We start from the raw sequence: 20,117 nt of genomic DNA, 5'->3' as shown, positions 1-20,117 counted from the left end.
CCATCAAATCGGGCATCGACCTCAGTTACCTCGACACTGCGGCCCGCGCGCAGGACGACCTGTTCGGCCACGTCAACGGCCGGTGGTTGGCCGAGTACGAGATCCCGGCCGACCGGGCCGCCGACGGTGCGTTCCGCACCCTCTATGACCGCGCCGAGGAGCAGATCCGCGATCTGATCACCGAGGCGGCGGAGTCGAACGCCCCCGACGGCACCGACGAGCAGCGCATCGGCGACCTCTACGCCAGCTTCCTCGACGAGGCGACGGTGGCACGGATCGGCGTCCAGCCGCTGCTCGACGAACTGGCGCTCGTCGACGCCGCCGACAGTCCCGACGCGCTCGCGGCGGTCCTCGGTGGCCTGCAGCGCACCGGCGTCGGCGGTGGCGCCGGGGTGTACGTCGACACCGACTCCAAGAACTCGACCCGCTACCTGTTGCACTTCAGTCAGTCCGGGATCGGGTTGCCCGACGAATCGTATTTCCGCGACGAGCAGCACGCCGAGATCCTCGCCGCCTATCCCCGGCACATCGCGGCGATGTTCGCGCTGGTGTACGGCGGGGAGCACACCGACACCGCAGAGCGCGTCGTCGCGTTGGAGCGCAAGCTGGCCGCCGCGCACTGGGATGTGGTGAAGCGCCGCGACGCCGACCTGACCTACAACCTGCGCACGTTCGCCGACCTGTCGGCCGAGGCGCCCGGCTTCGACTGGGCCGGCTGGGTGACGGCGCTGGGCACGACGCCGGACGCGGTGGCCGAGGTCGTGGTGCGCCAACCCGACTACCTCACCGAGTTCGCGGCCGCCTGGTCGAGTGAACCGCTGGAGGACTGGAAGCAGTGGGCGCGGTGGCGCCTCATCCACGCCCGCGCCTTCCTGCTGACCGACGAGCTGGTGGCCGAGGACTTCGCGTTCTACGGACGCCTGCTGTCGGGCACCGAGCAGATCCGCGACCGCTGGAAGCGTGGGGTCTCCGTGGTGGAGAACCTGATGGGCGAGGCGCTCGGCAAGCTCTACGTGCAGCGTCATTTCCCGCCGAATGCCAAGGCGCGCATGGACGAATTGGTCGCCAACCTGCGCGAGGCCTACCGGGTCAGCATCAACCGGCTCGAGTGGATGACACCCGAGACCCGCGAGAAGGCGCTCGCCAAGCTGGACAAGTTCACCCCGAAGATCGGCTACCCCGCCCGCTGGAAGGACTACTCGCAGCTGGTCATCCGCCGCGACGACCTCTACGGCAACTACCTGCGCGGCTACCAGCTGGCCTCCGACCGTGAGGTGCACAAGCTCGGCGGTCCGGTGGACCGCGACGAGTGGTTCATGACACCGCAGACGGTCAACGCGTACTACAACCCCGGGATGAACGAGATCGTCTTCCCCGCAGCGATTCTGCAGCCGCCGTTCTTCGACGCCGACGCCGACGACGCCGCCAACTACGGCGGGATCGGCGCGGTCATCGGCCACGAGATCGGGCACGGTTTCGACGATCAGGGCGCCAAGTACGACGGGGACGGCAACCTGGTCGACTGGTGGACCGACGCCGACCGCACCGAGTTCGGCGCCCGCACCAAGGCGCTGATCGAACAGTACGAGCAGTACACGCCGCGCGAGCTCGAGGGCCAGAACGGCCATCACGTGAACGGCGCGTTCACCGTCGGCGAGAACATCGGCGACCTCGGCGGGCTGTCGATCGCCCTGCTGGCCTACGAGTTGTCGCGCAACGGCGAGCCGGCACAGGTGATCGACGGGCTGACCGGTGTGCAGCGGGTGTTCTTCGGCTGGGCGCAGGTGTGGCGCACGAAATACCGTTCGGCAGAAGCGATCCGGCGGCTGGCCACCGATCCGCACTCGCCGCCGGAGTTCCGCTGCAACGGCGTCATCCGCAACATCGACGCGTTCTACGAGGCGTTCGAGGTGGGCGAGGACGATGCGCTCTACCTGGAACCCGATCGCCGCGTCCGCATCTGGAACTAGCGACTCCGGTGATACGGCCGCAGGGCCAGCACATAGCCGGCCAGCAGGGCGATCGGCGCCGCCAGCGGTAGCCACGGGATGTGGGTCGGCAGCGCCACCACCGCGGTGGCCGTGAGCGCGAAGCCGACGGCGGCGACCATCGTCGGCGGGGTGGCGCGGCCGTCGTTGTGCCGCAGCACGAGGTAAGCCGTCGCGGCCAGTCCCGCCAGCGCGGTCGCCATCGGCGCACTGGGCGCGAGCACGACGGCCGAGATCGTGAGCAGGACCGCGACGACCGCCGCGGTCGGCCACCGCACCGAGGCCGCCACCGCCACCGAGGCCGCGCCCGCGGCCACGAGCGCGGGGCCGTCCGCGCGGTACGCGACCGCAACCACCATCACGACGCCGAACACGAAGGCCGGCAACGCCTTCACCGTCGTGCCCCGCTGCGCCGGTGGCGGGTCAGCGCCATCGCCTGGTCGAGGGTGGCATCGGTGGGCCATGACACGACGTCCACGCCGATGGTCCCCATGTCGCGGTACATGAACGAGCGCTGCAGCGCCCACATCCGGTCGATCAGCGGGTCCCGCTCGCCCTCGAGCGGACTGCCCTCGAGGACGTCGACGGCGATCACCGTGTGCCCCCGTTTGCGGAGGTCGATCAGCGCGAGCGCGAACTCGGTCTCCAGCATCGTGGAGAACGCCACGACGATCGCGCCCGGCGGCACGGCGGCCTGAGGCGCGAGAGTGCCTGTGGTGGCGTCGGATTCGCCGGCCGCCAGCAGGACGTCGAGGATGCGGTAGAACTGCCGCTGGCCGATGTCGGCGGCGAGCCAGCGGGTGCGGCGGCTGCCGAGGGTGACCAGTCCGGCGCGGTCGCCGTAGCGCAGGGCGCTCTGCACCACCTGAACGGCGCCGCGGGCGATCCGCTCGGTCGCGGCGGTGGCCGGTCCCGGCGGCTGCGCATAGGTGTCGGCGAGCACGACCACGTCGGCGGACCGGTCGGTCAATCGCTGTGTGACATGCAGATTCCGGCGCCGGGCGCTGACCGGCCAGTTCACCGTGCGGAGCTGGTCTCCCGGCACGTAGCCGCGGATGTCGGCGTACTCGACGCCCGGGCCGAGATGACGGGTGAGGTGGGTGCCCAGCCGGTCGAGCAGATCGGTGCGCGGGACGGTGACGGAGTGCGGTGGCGCGAGCGGGAACACGCACACGTGCGCGGCGTCGACGGACCCCGTCCCCTCGAGCAGTCCGCCGCGGGCCGCCACGCGGACCTGCGCCCGCACCGGATAACGGCCCCACCGCGAGGCCGTCAGCGTCACCGTCAGCCGCGTGCCGTCGGCCGTGGTGGTGAGGTCCGCCCCGTCGACGGTCGACGGGGTCAGCGTGACGTCGCTGCCGTCGTCGGCGGTCGCCGAGATCTCGACCGCCGACGGTTCGCCCTCGAAACACCGCTGCAGCGGCGAACTGCTGGACACCCGGACTCCCGGCGCGCGCGGTTGCCAGCCGATCGAGCACAGCACGCCGAGCAGCGGCGCGGCGAAGGCCACCAGCTCCCACCGCACCGTCAACAGCGCCGCCATCAGCGCGACCGCCGCGCACGTCGCCAGCGCCCGCGTCAAAGGCGCTGCCCGCCAGCGCAATTCGACGGTGTCGCTCACGAGCTGTTCCCGGTGCGCGGCACCGGCAGGCGGCGCAGCAACTCTTCGACCACGTCGGCGCCCTGCACCCGCCGGACCCACATCTCCGGGCGCAGGCTGATCCGGTGGGCCAGGACCGGGACGGCCAGCGACTTGACGTCCTCGGGGATCACGAAATCGCGCCCGGCCAGCAACGCGCGGGCCCGGGCGAGCTGGACGAGGTCGAGTTCGGCGCGCGGACTCACCCCGACCGCGACCTGGGGGTGCTGACGTGACGCCGTCGCCAGCGACACCACGTACTGGAGCACGTCCTCGTGCACCGTCACCTGTTCCACCGACTCCTGCATGGCCAGCAGCTCTGCGCCGTCGACCACGCGCTGCACCGTCGGCTCCGCCGAACCGCGGTCGAGCCTGCGCTGCAACATCAGCACCTCGTCGGGCCCGGACAGGTAACGCAGTTCGAGGCGGACGGCGAAGCGGTCCAACTGCGCCTCGGGCAGCGGATAGGTGCCCTCGTATTCGATCGGGTTGTCGGTGGCCAGCACCAGGAACGGCGCGGGCAGCGGGTGGGTGACGCCGTCGATGCTGACCTGGCGTTCGGCCATGGCCTCGAGCAGGGCGGCCTGGGTCTTCGGCGGGGTCCGGTTGATCTCGTCGGCGAGCAGCAGGTTGGTGAAGATCGGTCCCTTCCGGAATTCGAAACGGCCGGAGTGCATGTCGTAGATGGTGGAGCCGAGCAGGTCGGCGGGCAGCAGGTCCGGGGTGAACTGCACGCGGGTGAACTGCAGACCGAGCGCCGCGGCGAACGACCGGGCGATCAGCGTCTTGCCCAGACCGGGCAGATCCTCGATGAGGATGTGGCCGCGGGCCAGCACGGCGGTCAGGATCAGCGCGAGGGCGCGGCGCTTGCCGACGACCACCGCTCCGATCTCGTCGAGGACCGCCTCGCAGTAGGCCGTGGTTGTCGCCGCAGGCATGTTCATGGTTCCCCCGTCACACCCGTTCCAGTCGTCGCAGGATCTCGTCGAGCGCCTCGCGGCCCGGACCGGGTTCGTGTGCGCCGGTGCGGGAGACGTTCTCCGGATCCACCCACTGCCACAGCTCCGCCCCGAACAGCATCTGACCTGTCGCGTGAAAAGCCCTGACGTCTTTCGCTTTTCGTTGACCGGTGGCCAGCTCGAACTGGCGTGCCAGCATCGGGCGCAGCCGCCGGTCCCAGTCCGCGCGGCTGGCTTCCGACCAGCCGACCATGGTCTCGGTCCGGTCCACCCACCGGCGCAGTGCCGCGCCGCGCTCGTCGGCGTCGGTGGCGGTCGACGGCCCGCTGTCGTCACCCGCCAACGCGAAACGCGCGGCGAGCAGCGCACCGGCCAGCGCGACACCCGAGACCGTCAGCACGTCGTCGCGGTCGAGCCGGGCGACGGCGTAGATCTCCACGGCGAGCAGCAGGACCAGCGCGGCGGCGACGGCGCGGGTCACGCCGCGTCCTGCAGTTCGCGCAGCACCAGCCGCAGTACCCGCACCGCCGCGTCGCGGTGGTCCTCCCCCATCACATGGGTGCTGAACCGGGCTTCCTCGAACAGCTCGACGAGTTCGGCCGCGCTCTCACCGTGCAGCAGGCGCCGGTCGACGGCGCGGGCCAGCACCTCCGTCGGGGTGTCGGAGTCCTGGGGCATGGCGCCGGGTGACTTGCCCAGTTCGCGCTCCATGGCCGCGTAGCAGGCGATGATCGCCTCGCGCGGTTCGCGGCTGAGGTCGCCGATCTCAATCAGCCCGCGTTCGGCCGCGCGCGCCAGGGACTGTGTCCTGCTGACCGCCGGTGGATCGTCGTCGACCGCGGTGGACACCGCCGCACCGGGACGGCGCCGCGCACTGCGGCCCGCCATCGCCCCGACCACCGACAGCACGACGAAAAGCGCTGTCGCAACGGCGAAGTAGCCCAGCACGGCGGTGGAGCCCGGCGCCTCAGGAGGTGGTGGTGGTGGGGGCTCGGCACCGGCTTCGGCCCCCGGCTCCGAATCCGGCGGCGGCGCGTCCGGTGGGTCGACGGCCACGTCCAGCCAGCCGCTGATGCGCATCAGCGTCAGCACCACCACCAGCCACAGCAGCAGGGCGCCGACCATCACGAGCGCCATCCGCCAGGTGAACCGCCGGCCCTCACCGCCGCTCCCGCGGGGCAGCTCGCCCGCGCCGTCCGAGCGGGCGACGGGGTGGCGTGCCTGGCTGATCACCGAGATCGCGATGACCACCATGGACAGACCGAGCATCACCAGGACGGCGACGAGCGGTGCCGGGCCCCTGTCGGCGGGTTCGTCAGCGGCGGAATCGGCGCCGGGCAGCCGGCCCCGCAGGGCGATCCCGGCGAGCAGGATCAGCACGATCACCGTGACCGTGCGTGCTGTCGCCTTGTCGGCACCCGGCATCGGCTAACCCTCGGCAGATCGCCGGCCGCCGGTGCGACGGCCGGCCGCCCTCATCCTGACACGGGGTGCCGCGCGGGCGGCGCCGAACGGGCGTCAGGTCAGAACATCTGCCAGTCCGACGCACCGTCGGGCTGGTTGTAGATGCCGGTCGAGTTCTTGATCACGACGGCGTCACCGCTGCCGAAGTTGTCGAAGAACCATTGAGCGTTGGCGGGGCTGAGGTTGATGCACCCGTGGCTGACGTTGCTCTCGCCCTGGGAGCCCACCGACCACGGCGCGCTGTGCACGAAGACGCCGCTGTTGTCGATGCGGACCGCATCCTGCACCTTGAGCTTGTACCCCTCACCGGACGGATCGTCGACCGGCACCCCGTAGGTGGAGGAGTCCATCACGATGTCGGCGAACTTCTCCAGCACGTAGTAGGTGCCGTTCTTCGTGTCGTAACCCTTCTTGCCCATCGAGACGGGGAAGGTCTTCACCAGTTCGCCGTTGCGGTGGACCTCCATCGTCAACGACTTGTTGTCGATGGTGGCCACCAGCTGCTCGGGGACGGTGAAACTCGACTTGGTGCCCGACGCGTCGATGTTCACCACCGTGCCCGCCGGCCAGAAGTCCTGCGGACGCCAGCGCACCTGGGTGTCACTGGTCCAGTAGAAGCGGCCCGGCACCGGCGGGTTCGACGAGATGTGGATCGCCTGTTCGGCCAGCGCGCGGTTGGCGATGGGTCGCTGGAAGTTGATGTAGATCGGCTTGGCCGCACCCGCGATCGACCCGTTCACCGGGTTGAACGTCGGCGGCGCGAACACCGGCTTGCCGACGTAGGGCGTCGGGTTCTGGCCGGCCGGGGTGCCCTCGGGAATCGGCAGGGGCTGCGCGGTGGCCGCCAAGGGGTCGGTCGCGGCCGGCGCCGGGTAGGCGAACGGATTCGCCGGCGGTGGCGCCGGGGCGGCCGGAGGCGGCGGTGGGGCCAACGGATCGACCGGTGCCGGCGGTGGCGGCGGCGGCGCCGGTTGTGCCAGCGCCGGCGGCGCGCTCAGCACCAGCCCTCCCAGCAGTCCGGCCGCGAAGATCGCGGTGGTCAGCTTCCGCACAGTCCGCTGCGGCATGCGATACCTCCAGTCCCAGATCAAGGTCCAGTGTCGCACAGGACCCGGGCCCGCCACCCCCGGTCGGGGTTCACGATCACCGCTCCCACGCCACCGCGGGGGTCCTGAACAGGTCGGATCGGCCCACCGCACAGGCCAGCACCACCGCGGTGACGGCGGTGGAACCGGCCAGCACCGGGCCCGCACCCGCCCACTGGTAGAGCACACCGCCGCCCAGCGCGCCGGCCACGATGCCGACCTGGAAGGCCGCCACGTACACCCCGGACGCCCCGTCGGGATTGTCCGGGGCCGTCCGCATGACCGCCGCCTGCAACATCGGCGGGACCGCCGTCGAGGCCGCACCCCAGGCCACGACCGCGACCGCGCCCACGAACAGCAGGAGCCGCCCGGTGTGATCTGCGTACGCCAGGGCGGTCAGCACACCGAACGCCGCCGCCATCACCCCGAGACAGCCGACCACCGCCAGGTGCGGCCGCCGGTCCCCCGGCCGGGCCAGCGCCGCCATCCCGATCAGGCCGGCGATCCCGAATGCCGCCAGCAACCACGCCGAGCGCGCGCCGGGCACGCCCACCACGTCCTGGATGACGACGACGATGAACGTGTACGCCAGGAAGTGCCCGGTCACGCCGAGCAACGTCAGCACCGCCAGTGTGACCAACCGGGGGTTGCGGGGCCGCGGGGTCTCCCGGCCGGCCGCGCTCGCCGGCGACCGCATCGGCGGCAGCGCCCGCCAGGCCGCGATCGTGACCGTCGCGGCCGCTGCGGTGACGACGACGACCGCCGTCCGCCACCCCCATAGCTGGCTCATCGCCGCGGTGAGCGGATTGCCCACCACCAGGGCCAGGCCGGTGCCGGCGTAGACCGCGGTGGTGGCGCGGGCGGCGTGGCCGGCCGGCACCAGGCGCACGCCGATCGGGGCGATGACCGACCACATCAGGCCGTGGGTCAGCGCGCACAGCACCCGGCCGGAGGCGAGCACCGCGAAGTTCGGGGCGAGCGCGCAGACGGCCTGCGATCCGGTCAGGCACACCAGCGTCAGCAACAGGGTGCGGCGCCGCGGCCACGACGCGGTCAGCCGCACCAGCGGCATCGTCGTGACCGCGGCGATCAGCGCGTATCCCGCGAGCAGTGTGCCGACCAGCGCCTCGCTGACGCGCAGGTCGGCCGCGATCGCCGGCAGCGCGCCGATCGGCAGCACCTCCGCGGTCACGTACACGAACGCGGCCGCCGCCAGCACCGTGAGCTGCCCGGCGACCCGCGGCGTCCAGGCCCGGGTCAATCGACCGTCATCGCACTCCGGCCGGCACGGCGACCTCCCAGCGCCACAGCGGTCCGTCGTCGGGATCCTCGATCTCGGCGACCCGCTGGAAGCCGAGGCGGCGCAGTACCCCGGTGGACGGGTTCTCGTTCGCGCGGGTGTGGGCGACGACGGTTCTCAGCCGTCCCGTCGCGGACATCGCCTTGCCGATCATCGCCCTGGCGGCGGCGGTGGCGTAGCCGCGGTTGCGGAACTCCGGGGCGATCTCGTAACCGATCTCCACCACACCGTTTCGCGGTGGCCCGACGAAACCCCCCGACCCGACCAGCAGCGCACCCCCGTCGGCGAGAAAGAAGTGCATCCACCACCCCGCCTCGTGCGGATGGTCGGTCAGCTTCCCGAGCGTGAACTCGATCGCCTCGGGGAACTCCGGCCAGCCGTCGGGCACGGCGCATCCGAGGAGTTCACCGAACGCCGTCCGGTCGCTGCGCAGCGCGGTCAGATGCTCGACGGTGGCGGGCAGCACGACGACATCGGTCACCTCAGCAGTGTGTCAGGACCGCACGAGCCGCGCGATCGCCGCGCTCGCCTCGGCGAGTTTGGCGTCGGCCTGTTCACCACCCTCGGCGACGGCCTGGCTGACGCAGTGCCCGAGGTGCTCGTCGAGCAGGCCCAGCGCGACGGACTGCAGCGCGCTGTTGACAGCGCTGATCTGGGTCAGGACGTCGATGCAGTACTTGTCGTCCTCGATCATCTTGGCGATGCCGCGGACCTGACCCTCGATGCGGCGCAGCCGTTTGGCGTAGTTCGCCTTCTGCGCCGAATAGCCATGTACCGCAACGTCTTCGGGATCACCTGTGGACATAGCTAACCCTCCAGCATCTGCTTCATCTGGGCGATCTCGGCCTGTTGGGTCTCGACGATGTGCTCGGCCATCGCCTTGGCGTCGGCGTTGTCGCCGTTGGCGATCTCGGCCTTGGCCATCTCCACGGCACCCTGGTGGTGGCTGATCATCGATTCCAGCCACAGTGTGTCGAATTCGGCGCCGCGCAGCGACTCGAGGCGCTTCATGGTGGCGTCGTCGACCATGCCGGGCATCGCCATGCCGTGGCCGCCGTGGTGCATCCCGGCCTCGGGGTCCTGACCCCAGCTGCGCAGCATCCCCGCCAGCTGGTCCATCTCGGGGCCCTGCGCGGCGGCGATCGCCGAGGCGAGTTCGAGCAGCGCCGGGTCGCTGGAGCGGTCCCGCGCCAGATCCACCAGCTGCAGCGCCTGCTCGTGGTGCGGCATCATGTCCCGGGCGAACACGATGTCGTCGGCGTTGTGCGGCGCCTGGCCGGCACCGGCGGCCTGATCGTGGCCGGCTCGGTCGTGGCCGGCGACCTCGTCATGGCCGGGCCCGGAATGCTGACCGTGGTCGGTGTTGCCGTCGCCCTGCTGCGGCTCGGTGCTGGTACACGAGGACAGGAACAGCGCCGCGAGGAGCGCGGCGAACAGGGCGAGCGGCCGGAGGGTGCGTGACGTCATGACCCCACCCTACCTGGATACCCCAAGGGGGTATGAGAATTGGTTTGGCCGGGTGAAACGCCGGAGGCATAATCGATAGATGCCCTCAGGAAGTTCAGAGACCGGAGCCGCACGTCCGGCGGAGCCCGACATCAAACCCCGCAGCCGCGACGTCACCGACGGTCTCGAGAAGACCGCCGCCCGCGGGATGCTGCGCGCGGTCGGCATGGGCGACGACGACTGGGTCAAACCGCAGATCGGGGTGGGCTCGTCGTGGAACGAGATCACGCCGTGCAACATGTCGCTGCAGCGGTTGGCGCAGGCTGTCAAGGGCGGTGTGCACTCCGGCGGCGGTTACCCGCTCGAGTTCGGCACCATCTCGGTGTCCGACGGCATCTCGATGGGCCACGAGGGCATGCACTTCTCGCTGGTCTCCCGCGAGGTGATCGCTGACAGCGTCGAGACCGTCGTGCAGGCCGAGCGCCTCGACGGCACGGTGCTGCTGGCCGGCTGCGACAAGTCGATCCCCGGCATGCTGATGGCCGCCGCGCGCCTCGATCTGGCGTCGGTGTTCCTGTACAACGGCTCGATCATGCCCGGCGTCGCGAAGCTCACCGACGGCTCCGAGAAGGAAGTCACGATCATCGACGCCTTCGAGGCGGTCGGGGCGTGTGCCCGCGGGCTGATGTCGCGCGAGGACGTCGACATCATCGAGCGCGCGATCTGTCCCGGCGAAGGCGCCTGCGGCGGGATGTACACCGCCAACACCATGGCGTCGGCGGCCGAGGCGCTCGGTATGTCGTTGCCGGGCAGCGCCTCTCCGGTGGCCATCGACAAGCGGCGCGACGAGTACGCGCGCCGGTCGGGTGAGGCGGTCGTCGAGATGCTGCGCCGCGGCATCACCGCGCGCGACATCCTCACCAAGGAGGCCTTCGAGAACGCGATCGCCGTCGTCATGGCGTTCGGCGGGTCCACCAACGCCGTGCTGCACCTGCTGGCCATCGCGTGGGAGGCCAACGTCAAGCTGTCGCTGGAGGACTTCACGCGCGTCGGGCAGAAGGTGCCGCACCTCGCGGACGTCAAACCGTTCGGCCGTCACGTCATGAAGCACGTCGACGAGATCGGCGGTGTGCCCGTGGTGATGAAGGCACTGCTGGACGCCGGGCTGCTGCACGGCGACTGCCTGACCGTCACGGGTCAGACCATGGCCGAGAACCTCGCCCACATCGAACCGCCGGACCCCGACGGCAAGGTGCTGCGCGCGATGAACAACCCCATTCACCCCACCGGCGGCATCACGATCCTGCACGGATCGCTGGCTCCGGAGGGCGCGGTCGTGAAGTCGGCAGGCTTCGACTCCGACGTGTTCGAGGGCACCGCAAGGGTTTTCGAGCGGGAGCGGGCCGCCCTGGACGCACTCGAGGACGGCACGATCACGCACGGCGACGTCGTCGTCATCCGCTACGAGGGCCCCAAGGGCGGGCCCGGGATGCGCGAGATGCTGGCCATCACCGGTGCGATCAAGGGCGCAGGCCTCGGCAAGGACGTGCTGCTGATGACCGACGGCCGGTTCTCGGGCGGCACCACCGGCCTCTGCGTCGGCCACATCGCCCCGGAGGCCGTCGACGGCGGGCCGATCGCGTTCGTGCGCGACGGCGACCGGATCCGGCTCGACGTCGCCAACGGCACGCTCGACCTGCTGGTCGACGAGGACGAATTCGCCTCGCGCAAGACCGGTTTCGAGCCGTTGCCCCCCGTGTACACCACCGGCGTGCTGGCCAAGTACACGAAGCTGGTCGGCTCGGCCGCGGTCGGCGCGGTCTGCGGCTAGGCCTCTCCGCCGACGCCGACCATCCGATCGATGCGCTGCAGCGCGACGGCAAGCACCGGCAGATAGGCGCCGGCCCACACCGGTGCGCTCATATACAGGCGGGTCCCGGCCTCGGTCGGTTCGACGCCGTGCGCGGTCGCGGGTACGCCCGCCACCTGCCACGCCCAACGCCGGACCGGCTCGAATTCGGTGATCGTGAACGGCAGCGGGATGCCCACCGGCGTGTAGACCTTCCCGCGTTCCCCGAGGCCGAGTTCGGTGCCGTCGAGCAGCTCGGCGCCTGCCACGGTCGGACCCCATTTCGGCCAGGCGTCGAGGTCGACGAGCACCGACCAGACCGCCGCGGGCGAGGCGTGGACCACCCGGTCGACGGTGAGCATGCCGTTTCGGAAACAGATCCCCATGCCGCTCTGATACCCCGTTTCGCGGCTACGTCACGAAACCGGATTCGCGACTACGTCACGACGGCGACCGCGAAACCGTCCCAGTTCTTGGCACCGACGGTCTGGATCGCCGCGGTGCTCAACCTCGGGTGGCTGCCCATCATCTCGAGCATCTCGCGCACGGCCTGAGCCTGCAGGTCGTCGGGCGCCGGGTCGTAGATGCGGCCCATGCGGGTGACGTTGTCGACGACGATCACCGTGCCCGGCCTGCCGAGCTTGATCGCCCACTCGACGTAGGCGACGTTGTTCTCCTTGTCGGCGTCGATGAACACCAGGTCGAACGGCGCGCCGTGCTGCAGGGTCGGCAGGGTGTCGAGCGCCGCCCCGACCAGCACCTCGACCCGGTCGGCGACACCGGCGCGGGCCAGGTTCGCCCGGGCCACCTCGGCGTGGCGGGGGTCGAACTCGAGGGTGATGACGTGCCCGTCCGGCCCGGCACCGCGGGCCAGGTTGATCGTGCTGTAACCGGCGAGGGTGCCGATCTCCAGCACTTGGCGCGCACCGGTGACGGCCGCCAGGATGGACAACAGCCTGCCGTGCTGTGCGGACACCTCGATCTGCGGCATCCCGGCTGCCGCGGCCGACTCCCTGGCCGCGATCAGCGCTTCGTCCTCGGTGTGCAGCACACGGTCGAAGAGCTGGTCGACCACCTGTGGATTGGGCTCGCTCACGTCGCACACGTTAATCCGTGGAACCGCCACCCAACCGGACCCCCTCCTCGGCGTACACCACCCGCAGCACGTGGGACACCTCCGGACCCATCACGGCCTCGGCGACCTCGCAGAACGTGGACGCGAACGCGGGGCCGTGCGCCGGTTCCGCGCGGCACAGATGGTGGGTGATCTCGTGCAGCACCACCAGCTCGCGCAGCGCCCAGGTGGTCTGCCGCTCGGGGACGGCGATGACGGCCCGGCCGTCGGCGACCTCGTAGTGCGCGGCCGTCACGCCCCGGCGGGCCCGCACCGTGAGCGGACCGGCCTCGGGCCAGCCGTGCCGGATGTGCGGGTGGGCGAGGACGCGGTCCACGTAGGCCTGCACCGAGGCCACCGACGCGAAACGCGCCTCAGTCGGCAACGTCAGCTGGGCGCCGAGGAACTCGATCACCTGGTTGCCCCGCTCGGCCGCCCGGTCGAACAGCGTCCGGACGAACTGCTCCGCGGCGTAGACCTTCGCGCGCTGGGTGTCGCGGCCGCTCACGTCTCCAGCGCCGTGCGGGCGCCGGCCAGTTCCTGGCTCGGACCCAGCCGCGCCCGCCGTCCGGCCCGGTCCCCGGCCCGTCGCGCCGCCGACGAGTACCCGGCCGTCGCGCTCGTCGCGCGCCAGGTCCCGCGCGCCTGCGACGCCTCCCGGTAGAAGTCCTTGAGCTCGAGGTCTTTGTCCCGCAACGCGATCGCAGTGCCCGGCCGGCCGTTCTCCTCCTTCGCCGCCGCGGCCAGCGCCTCCTCACGGGCCTCGCTGAGCCGCCGGCCGATCCGCGCGCCGAACGCCAACTGGAAGTTCAGCCGCGCCGTGATGGCCGGAGTGGGCCGGTGCGCGCCCGAGGCGATGTAGGCCTGCGACGCCTTGACCATCTGCATCACCAGGCCCGCATACAGCGCATGGCTGGCGTCGATGTCCTCGGCGAAGCCGTAGGCGTGCACGAACGTCGAGTTGGACGCGACGTCGCATTTGACGTCGTTGGCGGCGGCGATGACCACGAACAACTGCACGTACGTCCGTAGGCCGCGGGTGCCCGCTTCGCCGATCGTGATCGTGCGCTGCACGGGCATCTGCGCCTTGGTGCGCTGATCGGTGTGGGAACGCGCCACCGCGAGGTCGATCGACGTCGCCGTGGCCAGGCGCTGCGCGGCCGCCATGAACGCGTCGGCCTCGTGCACGTTGTCGGTGCCCTCGGCCTGGCGCAGCAGGGCCGCGATGCGCGCCAGCATCTTGTCGTCACTCATGCGCAATCCGCTGCGCTTCTCGCTTGTCACTCATGCGGCCAACCTAGGCGAGAGACCCGACATCACTTGGTGACGAACCCGTCCAGCGCCTCCACCACCTGTGGAGAAAGTGGCGCCTGTTGAGCGTAGTTCGCGACGTTGTCGGTCGGGTCGTCGCGCAGCACGTGGTTGACGCCGTCGAGTTCGACGACGGTCAGTTCGGTGTGCCGCAACGCGTCCGTCAACGGCCGCAGCGCATCGCACGTGGCCTGCCCGTCGGAGTTCGAACACGTCAGCAGGACCGGGGTACCCGCGGGCACCTTCGCGGCCAGCGCGATCGGATCCACCTTGTCGGCCTCGATGACGGCCTTGATGTTGCCGGGGTTGACGATCGCGCCGAGGCCTTCCGGGAGTTGTGCGGGCACGGTGCCCCTGGTGCGGATCTCCTCGACCGCGGCCAGCCAGTTGGCCAGCACGGTGGGATCGGCTTCGCCGCGGACGCGTCCGGTGATGATGTCGAGGTAGCGGGCGGCCAGCGGCTGCAACAGCGCCAGCGAATGCACCGCCGGATCGTTCGCGGCGGCCAGCGACATGGCGTGGACGGTGCCCTCCCCGAGCGCGTAGACCGAGATCCGGTCGCGCGCGGTGGCCGGCTGTTCGGCCAGGAACCGCAGCGCGGCGGCCGCGCCCGCGGTGTAGACGGCGGTGCCGACGTCGGCCGGCCTGGTGGCGTACGGCCCGAGGCCGGTGCGCCCGGTGCCCACCTTGTCGTAGCGGAGGCTGGCGACGTCGCGTTCGGAGAGCAGTTCGGCGAGTTGGCGCATGTTGCCGACGGGGCCCGCCACCGCGTTGTCGCCGTTGCGGTCGGTCTGTCCGCTCTCGGAGATCAACAGCGCGGCCGGGCCGGGGGTGTCCGTGTGCCGGTAGGTGCCGTGGATGGTCAGGCCGTCGGCGGCGAAGGTGACCTCATCGTCGGTCCAGCCCGCCTGGGCGGCCGGCGCAGACCTGTCCTCGCCGGCCGAGCCGCACCCGGCCACCAGCAGCACCGTCGCCGCGCACGAAACAATCCGCCCGACAACGTGTTTCACAGGCGGACCTCGATCCACGAGGTGACGTCGTCGAGAACCAGCGCCTGCTCCGGCTCGTTGAACACCTCGTGGAACAGATCCGGGTACACCTTCAGGTGCACATCCTGGGCGCCCACGCACTCGACCAGCCGGTGGCTGCCCTCGACCGGGATCAGCCGGTCCTTCTCGCCGTGCACCACCAACAGCGGTGCGGTCACCGCGCCGGCGCGCTGCGGCATGGTCTCGCCCACGGTGAACAGCCCGCGCGCGACGCCGGCGGGCAGCTTGCCGTGGTGCACGAGCGGATCGGCCTTGTAGGCGGCCACCACCTCCGGATCGCGCGACACCGCGTCGGCGTCGAGTTCTTCGACCGGCACCCCGGGGGCGATGCGGCCCACCAGCTTCGCGACGGTCACCAGCCACGGCTTGACCGCGGACTGCGCATAGACCGCGGGTCCGGACAGCACCATCGCCGCGTAGTCGCCCGGGTGCTCGGCGCCGTAGGCGAACACCACGCCGCCGCCCATGCTGTGCCCGAGGACGATGCGGGGCAGGTCCGGGTGCTCACGGGCCGCGATGCCGACGAGGGTGTGGAAGTCGCCGGTGTATTCGGAGATGTCGCGCAGGTAGACGCGCTTGCCGCCGGAGCGGCCGTGGCCGCGGTGGTCGAGGGCGTAGACCGCGAGCCCGGCGTCGCCGAACCGCTGGGCGACGTGGTCGTAGCGGCGGGCGTGTTCGGCGTAGCCGTGGGAGAGCACGACCACGCCGCGCGCGGGCACGTCGGGCGTCCAGGTGTCGTAGACGATCCGTACCCCGCCGACGCCGTCGAATTGTCGCTCGCTGCGGGTGCTGGCCATGGCTCGAAAGACTATCGGTCGCCGCCGGCCTGACGGGGTGCCGGATGTCGGTCATCGTGCGTAAGCTCGCGACCGTGACCGTCCTGGCTCGCACCGTCGATGACGGCCGTGACGACAGCCGCGCCGAAGACGCGTTCCTCGCCGATGCGCAGAAGTATCGGCGGGAACTGCTCGCGCACTGCTACCGGATGACCGGGTCGCTGCACGACGCCGAAGACCTCGTGCAGGAGACATACCTCCGGGCGTGGAAGTCCTACAGGGGGTTTCAGGGCAAGTCGTCGGTGCGCACCTGGCTCTACCGGATCGCGACCAACACCTCGCTGACCGCACTCGACGGCCGGGCGCGGCGCCCGTTGCCGACGGGTCTCGGCGCCCCCAGTTCCGACCCGGTCGACGACATCCACGAACGCGCCGAGGTGCCGTGGCTGCAGCCGCTGCCCGACGATGCCGGCGATCCGTCGAGCATCGTGGGCTCGCGTGAGTCGGTGCGCTTGGCGTTCATCGCGGCGCTGCAGCACCTCTCCCCGCGGCAGCGCGCGGTGCTGGTGTTGCGGGAGGTGCTGCAGTGGAAGGCCGCCGAGGTCGCCGACGCCCTCGGCACGTCGACCGCGGCGGTGAACAGCCTGCTGCAGCGGGCACGGGCCCAACTCGACGCCATCGGCCCGAGTGAGGACGACGTGCTGAGGCCGCCGGAATCACCCGAGGCGCAAGATCTGCTGGCGCGCTACATCGCGGCGTTCGAGACCTACGACATCGACAAACTGGTCGACCTGTTCACCGCCGACGCCGTGTGGGAGATGCCGCCGTTCGACGGGTGGTACCAGGGCCCGCGCGACATCGTGCTGCTGTCGAAGACGCACTGCCCGGCCGAACGGGCCGGTGACATGCGGTTGATCCCCACCACCGCCAACGGGCAGACCGCGGCGGCGCTGTACATGCGAAACCCTGAGACCGGCAGGCACGAGGCCTTTCAACTGCATGTGCTCGACGTGACGCCCGACGGGGTGTCGCACGTCGTGGCGTTCCACGCGACGACGTTCGCGCCGTTCGGGTTGGCGGACACGCTGTAGGTCGTCGAGTCTCGGAGTTTCGTCACAGCCCCGGTCCTGCTGACCACGTGGCTCACTGGTGAGGTAGATCACGCAAGATGTACCGTTGAACCTGTAACGATCTTGACCCTAGCCAGCAAACGCAATAATGCACGCTCAACCCCGTTGAACGCGAGGGAAAACCCTCTATAGCGAATCTCGATCGACAGATATCTTCGATCCCACAGCCTTAGAGAAACCTTAAAGGGAGCGAAGAGAGTGATGAAGATGTCGCATAAAGCCGAGGGCGCGCGGGCGCGGAGGCGGCGGCTCAGCAAGAAGCAGGTCAAGAAGGCCGGCCTCATGGGCGGCATTGCAGCAACGGCCGTCGCCGTCGGGCTCACACCGACGCTGGCTAACGCCGCATCGAGCGAGACCTACTTCGTCGGGTTCCCGGACTGGCTGCCGATTTCGGAGGGCGCGACGCTGCCGTCGGACCCAGTCGCGATCAACAACGCAATCGTCGCCGCCAAAGACGACGATCCGCTGATCGGCTGGGGCACCGGCGGCGTCGACCTGAAGCCGGTGTTTGTGCCCTGGTACACGCCGGTCAATCCGCTGGACCCCACCAACGCGAATCAGGATCAGTACTACACCCCCGGCGACTGGGGTCAGACCGGCTCGCAGACGGTGAGCTACAGCGGCCCGAATCCTCTGTATAAAGACGCTTACGACAAGGCCTACCAGTTGGCCTACAACTACGACGTCGCATACACCGTCGTCTATGCCCGCATCTCGAAGTCGGAATATGACAAGGCGTATGCGCGATTCTCGGCGGGGTGCGGCGGCGGGTTCGGAGGCAGCCTCTGCAAGGCAGACGCTGTTAGGAAGGCGACCGCCGAAGCAAAGCGCATCGCCGACGCACAGGCACCGGCGGTAGCCCAGGCCGAGGCCACGCAAATCGCGCTCGATGCGGCCCGCGCCGCTGTAAAGAACATCCCGCAAACCATCAACTTCAGCGAGGAGATCCCCGAGTACGGCTGGGTCGAAGACGGCTACTGGACCACGACGACGTCGGGTCAATGGGTCGCCTCGCCCGCGGACGTCGCTGACCTCCCGACTGCCGGTCAGCTGGTCTACCTCGCGAAGGCGGTCGACAACGGTGACCTCAGCGCGCTGGCTCCGATCCTGAACTGGACCGCGTACCTCACCAACGTCAACCTGATCGCCTACGGCGACGGTGCCATCGCGGCCGGCCAGGCATATCAGGCCTTCATCGACAGCGCGCGAGGCGAAACGCACGAGGGCTACGACGCGTTCGTCATCGGCGATCCGCAGACCGGGCCCCGCAGAATCCGAATCACCTTCGGCGACGGCGTGGTCACGGTGCACCAGACGGATACCACCAACAACCCGTTGGAGATCCCACTGCCGAATGACCTCGAGTTCCCCGATGCCCCGCCGGTCGGCTGGGAGTCGGTGCAGGACGGCGGTGTCGTCGACCTGACCGTGCTGTCCCTCGTGCTCGTTCGCAACCCGGGACGGGCGAACGGTGGTCTCTACGCACGGTTCGCGCCGATCTATGAAGAACTGACCGGCGTCAACCCGGTCAGCCCCGAACGGCAGGACGTGCTGCCCGAAGGTGTCGATCCGGAGCTCATCACCAAGCTCCTCACCGGCAATGCCGGTGATATCTCAATGGACGAACTGGGCAACATCCAGGCTGTCATCGATTCGGTCGACGGCAAGCCGATCGTCGTCACGCTCAAGGCGGACGTCGGCTGGCAGTACGACCTGATGTCGGACGCACCGGCCACGGCGAATCCAATCGCTTGGGCGAATTCTGTTGCGTCCGCGATCTTCTTGACCAACCTCATCACCGGCACAGACTTCAACAATCTCGGTGACGGGGCGAAAATCGGCCCCGACGGGACCCTGTACTACACCGTCCCGGTGGACGAACTGCCGCTGCTGGCCCCGCTGCGGATGCCGTCGCAGGCTCTCGGCCTGGCGACCGGCGACCTGAGTCAGAACGCCCCCCTCGCGGATGCCCTCGAGCCGGCGCTGAAGATTCTCGTCAACTCGGCATACACCGACGTCAAGCGCAATCCGGACGGCACGTGGACCCGCACCCTCGACGAGTTCGGAACCCCGACCCTCTTCGGAACGCCCACCCTGACCCGTGGGGAGGAAGCGTTGATGGTGGGCGACGTGATCGCCGCTCTGGGGCGTGGTTTCGGCGGAGAGCTGAACGAAGCGCTCCTGGAAACGGCCTTGCAGATGGCCGAGCGGCTCGATGTAGACGTGTCTGCGGAACAGCGCGCTGTGATCGACCAGGCGCTGCAGACGCCCGGCACATCGTTGACCGATGTCAGCCGACAGGTCGGCAACCAGGTGTCCAAGGTGCTGACCGCTGCAGACCAGCGGCTGCCGGAACGCCCGGCCGTCACTCAGGAGCAGCTGGCCGACGGGCAGCGCGAGGTCGGCAAGCGGCTCGCGGACGCACGTGACCAGGCCGAGGAGACCGCCGGCAACGTGTCGTCGGCGGCGAAAGAGGCTCGGAAGACGGTGGACGACGACCAAGCCTCCAAGCTGATCCGTCGCAATACCGTCTCGGTCAACGACGCAGTGAAGAAGGTCGGCGACGACCTCCAGAAGGGCGTCAGCAGAATCACCGACACGGTGAAGACCGCCGGCGAGAACCTGCGGCCGCAACGCACCGAAGCGGCGAAGTCGGACAGTAGCTCTGACGAATCAGGCGCTACGTCGTAACAACCGGCACAACGAAGCCCCGGGGTCCAGTGACCCCGGGGCTTCTGTAACTCCTCGAGTGTCGGGTTGTGGCACGGCCCGGCGCCTTGGGTTCAAGGCGTCTATGCAACAGCGGGTGGATTGAGTGGGTCGCACAGTAGCGCGTCGAGGGTTTCGGCGGGTGTTTTCCAGCCGAGGGTCTTGCGTGGTCGGTTGTTGAGCTTGGTTGCGACGTAGTCGAGGTAGTCGGCCGGAAAGACCGAGAGATCAGTGCCTTTGGCAAAGTACTGACGCAGCAGTCCATTGGTGTTTTCGTTGGTGCCGCGTTGCCACGGGG

General features: G+C 69.8%; 21 protein-coding genes. 4 read left to right on the top strand and 17 right to left on the bottom strand.

What is annotated here, in order from left to right; genetic code table 11:
- The first annotated feature begins 2 nt into the window (after positions 1–2).
- Positions 3–1,970, top strand: coding sequence for a M13 family metallopeptidase (locus AU195_RS14440; RefSeq protein WP_172800583.1), 1,968 nt, complete (start codon positions 3–5; stop codon positions 1,968–1,970).
- Here the strand turns inward: AU195_RS14440 and AU195_RS14435 are convergent.
- The 10 genes from AU195_RS14435 to AU195_RS14390 form a co-directional block, all read right to left on the bottom strand.
- A complete protein-coding gene (locus AU195_RS14435; RefSeq protein WP_059159759.1) occupies positions 1,967–2,383 on the bottom strand; it encodes a hypothetical protein in 417 nt (138 codons plus the stop codon). The two genes, AU195_RS14440 and AU195_RS14435, sit on opposite strands and share 4 nt — an antisense overlap.
- A complete protein-coding gene (locus tag AU195_RS14430; RefSeq protein ID WP_059159758.1) occupies positions 2,380–3,609 on the bottom strand; it encodes a DUF58 domain-containing protein in 1,230 nt (409 codons plus the stop codon). The genes AU195_RS14435 and AU195_RS14430 overlap by 4 nt, the downstream gene beginning before the upstream one ends.
- The gene (locus AU195_RS14425) at positions 3,606–4,571 is read right to left on the bottom strand and encodes an AAA family ATPase (RefSeq protein WP_059159757.1); all 966 of its coding nucleotides are present in this window, start codon (positions 4,569–4,571) and stop codon (positions 3,606–3,608) included. Before AU195_RS14425 ends, AU195_RS14430 begins: the two co-directional genes overlap by 4 nt.
- A gap of 10 nt (positions 4,572–4,581) precedes the next feature.
- Positions 4,582–5,067 (bottom strand): hypothetical protein, encoded by a 486-nt coding sequence (locus AU195_RS14420; protein ID WP_059159756.1) that lies wholly within the window; start codon positions 5,065–5,067, stop codon positions 4,582–4,584.
- Positions 5,064–6,011: a DUF4129 domain-containing protein gene (locus AU195_RS14415; RefSeq protein ID WP_059159755.1), complete on the bottom strand. Its 948-nt coding sequence runs from the start codon at positions 6,009–6,011 to the stop codon at positions 5,064–5,066. Before AU195_RS14415 ends, AU195_RS14420 begins: the two co-directional genes overlap by 4 nt.
- Positions 6,012–6,109: 98 nt before the next feature.
- Positions 6,110–7,117 carry a L,D-transpeptidase gene (locus tag AU195_RS14410; protein WP_059159754.1) on the bottom strand — a complete coding sequence of 336 codons (1,008 nt, stop codon included), beginning with the start codon at positions 7,115–7,117 and terminating at the stop codon, positions 6,110–6,112.
- Between the two features lie 76 nt (positions 7,118–7,193).
- The gene (locus AU195_RS14405; RefSeq protein ID WP_059159753.1) at positions 7,194–8,396 is read right to left on the bottom strand and encodes an MFS transporter; all 1,203 of its coding nucleotides are present in this window, start codon (positions 8,394–8,396) and stop codon (positions 7,194–7,196) included.
- 7 nt (positions 8,397–8,403) lie between these two features.
- The gene (locus AU195_RS14400) at positions 8,404–8,916 is read right to left on the bottom strand and encodes a GNAT family N-acetyltransferase (RefSeq protein WP_286149255.1); all 513 of its coding nucleotides are present in this window, start codon (positions 8,914–8,916) and stop codon (positions 8,404–8,406) included.
- Between the two features lie 12 nt (positions 8,917–8,928).
- Positions 8,929–9,240: a copper-sensing transcriptional repressor RicR gene (gene ricR / locus AU195_RS14395; RefSeq protein WP_059159752.1), complete on the bottom strand. Its 312-nt coding sequence runs from the start codon at positions 9,238–9,240 to the stop codon at positions 8,929–8,931.
- Between the two features lie 2 nt (positions 9,241–9,242).
- Positions 9,243–9,902: a DUF305 domain-containing protein gene (locus tag AU195_RS14390; RefSeq protein WP_059159751.1), complete on the bottom strand. Its 660-nt coding sequence runs from the start codon at positions 9,900–9,902 to the stop codon at positions 9,243–9,245.
- A 79-nt stretch (positions 9,903–9,981) separates the two neighbouring features.
- On the opposite strand from AU195_RS14390, the gene ilvD reads away from it, so the two are divergent.
- A complete protein-coding gene (ilvD, locus tag AU195_RS14385) occupies positions 9,982–11,712 on the top strand; it encodes a dihydroxy-acid dehydratase (RefSeq protein ID WP_059159750.1) in 1,731 nt (576 codons plus the stop codon).
- Here the strand turns inward: ilvD and AU195_RS14380 are convergent.
- The 6 genes from AU195_RS14380 to AU195_RS14355 form a co-directional block, all read right to left on the bottom strand.
- Positions 11,709–12,116: an SRPBCC family protein gene (locus AU195_RS14380; RefSeq protein ID WP_059159749.1), complete on the bottom strand. Its 408-nt coding sequence runs from the start codon at positions 12,114–12,116 to the stop codon at positions 11,709–11,711. The genes ilvD and AU195_RS14380 overlap by 4 nt on opposite strands.
- A 50-nt stretch (positions 12,117–12,166) precedes the next feature.
- A complete protein-coding gene (locus AU195_RS14375; protein ID WP_059159795.1) occupies positions 12,167–12,826 on the bottom strand; it encodes an O-methyltransferase in 660 nt (219 codons plus the stop codon).
- A 10-nt stretch (positions 12,827–12,836) separates the two neighbouring features.
- Positions 12,837–13,352 carry a TIGR04338 family metallohydrolase gene (locus AU195_RS14370; protein WP_059159748.1) on the bottom strand — a complete coding sequence of 172 codons (516 nt, stop codon included), beginning with the start codon at positions 13,350–13,352 and terminating at the stop codon, positions 12,837–12,839.
- Positions 13,349–14,098, bottom strand: coding sequence for a DUF2786 domain-containing protein (locus tag AU195_RS14365; protein WP_059159747.1), 750 nt, complete (start codon positions 14,096–14,098; stop codon positions 13,349–13,351). The genes AU195_RS14370 and AU195_RS14365 overlap by 4 nt, the downstream gene beginning before the upstream one ends.
- A 62-nt stretch (positions 14,099–14,160) precedes the next feature.
- Positions 14,161–15,165 carry an alpha/beta fold hydrolase gene (locus tag AU195_RS14360; protein WP_059159746.1) on the bottom strand — a complete coding sequence of 335 codons (1,005 nt, stop codon included), beginning with the start codon at positions 15,163–15,165 and terminating at the stop codon, positions 14,161–14,163.
- A complete protein-coding gene (locus AU195_RS14355; RefSeq protein ID WP_059159745.1) occupies positions 15,162–16,001 on the bottom strand; it encodes an alpha/beta hydrolase in 840 nt (279 codons plus the stop codon). Before AU195_RS14355 ends, AU195_RS14360 begins: the two co-directional genes overlap by 4 nt.
- A 44-nt stretch (positions 16,002–16,045) precedes the next feature.
- Here AU195_RS14355 and AU195_RS14350 point away from each other — a divergent pair, with 44 nt between their 5' ends.
- On the top strand, positions 16,046–17,071 hold the full coding sequence (locus AU195_RS14350; protein WP_059159744.1) for a sigma-70 family RNA polymerase sigma factor: 1,026 nt from the start codon (positions 16,046–16,048) through the stop codon (positions 17,069–17,071).
- A gap of 240 nt (positions 17,072–17,311) precedes the next feature.
- Complete coding sequence (locus AU195_RS26215; protein ID WP_059159743.1) at positions 17,312–19,801, top strand: PE-PPE domain-containing protein; 2,490 nt, start codon at positions 17,312–17,314, stop codon at positions 19,799–19,801.
- Between the two features lie 101 nt (positions 19,802–19,902).
- Here AU195_RS26215 and AU195_RS14340 read toward each other — a convergent pair.
- The coding region (locus tag AU195_RS14340) for an IS30 family transposase (RefSeq protein ID WP_172800580.1) at positions 19,903–20,117 on the bottom strand (215 nt) is incomplete at its 5' end.

Origin of the sequence: Mycobacterium sp. IS-1496, assembly GCF_001499995.1 — a bacterium.
Classification (GTDB): domain Bacteria; phylum Actinomycetota; class Actinomycetes; order Mycobacteriales; family Mycobacteriaceae; genus Mycobacterium.
This window is presented reverse-complemented; position numbering and strand designations above follow the sequence as displayed.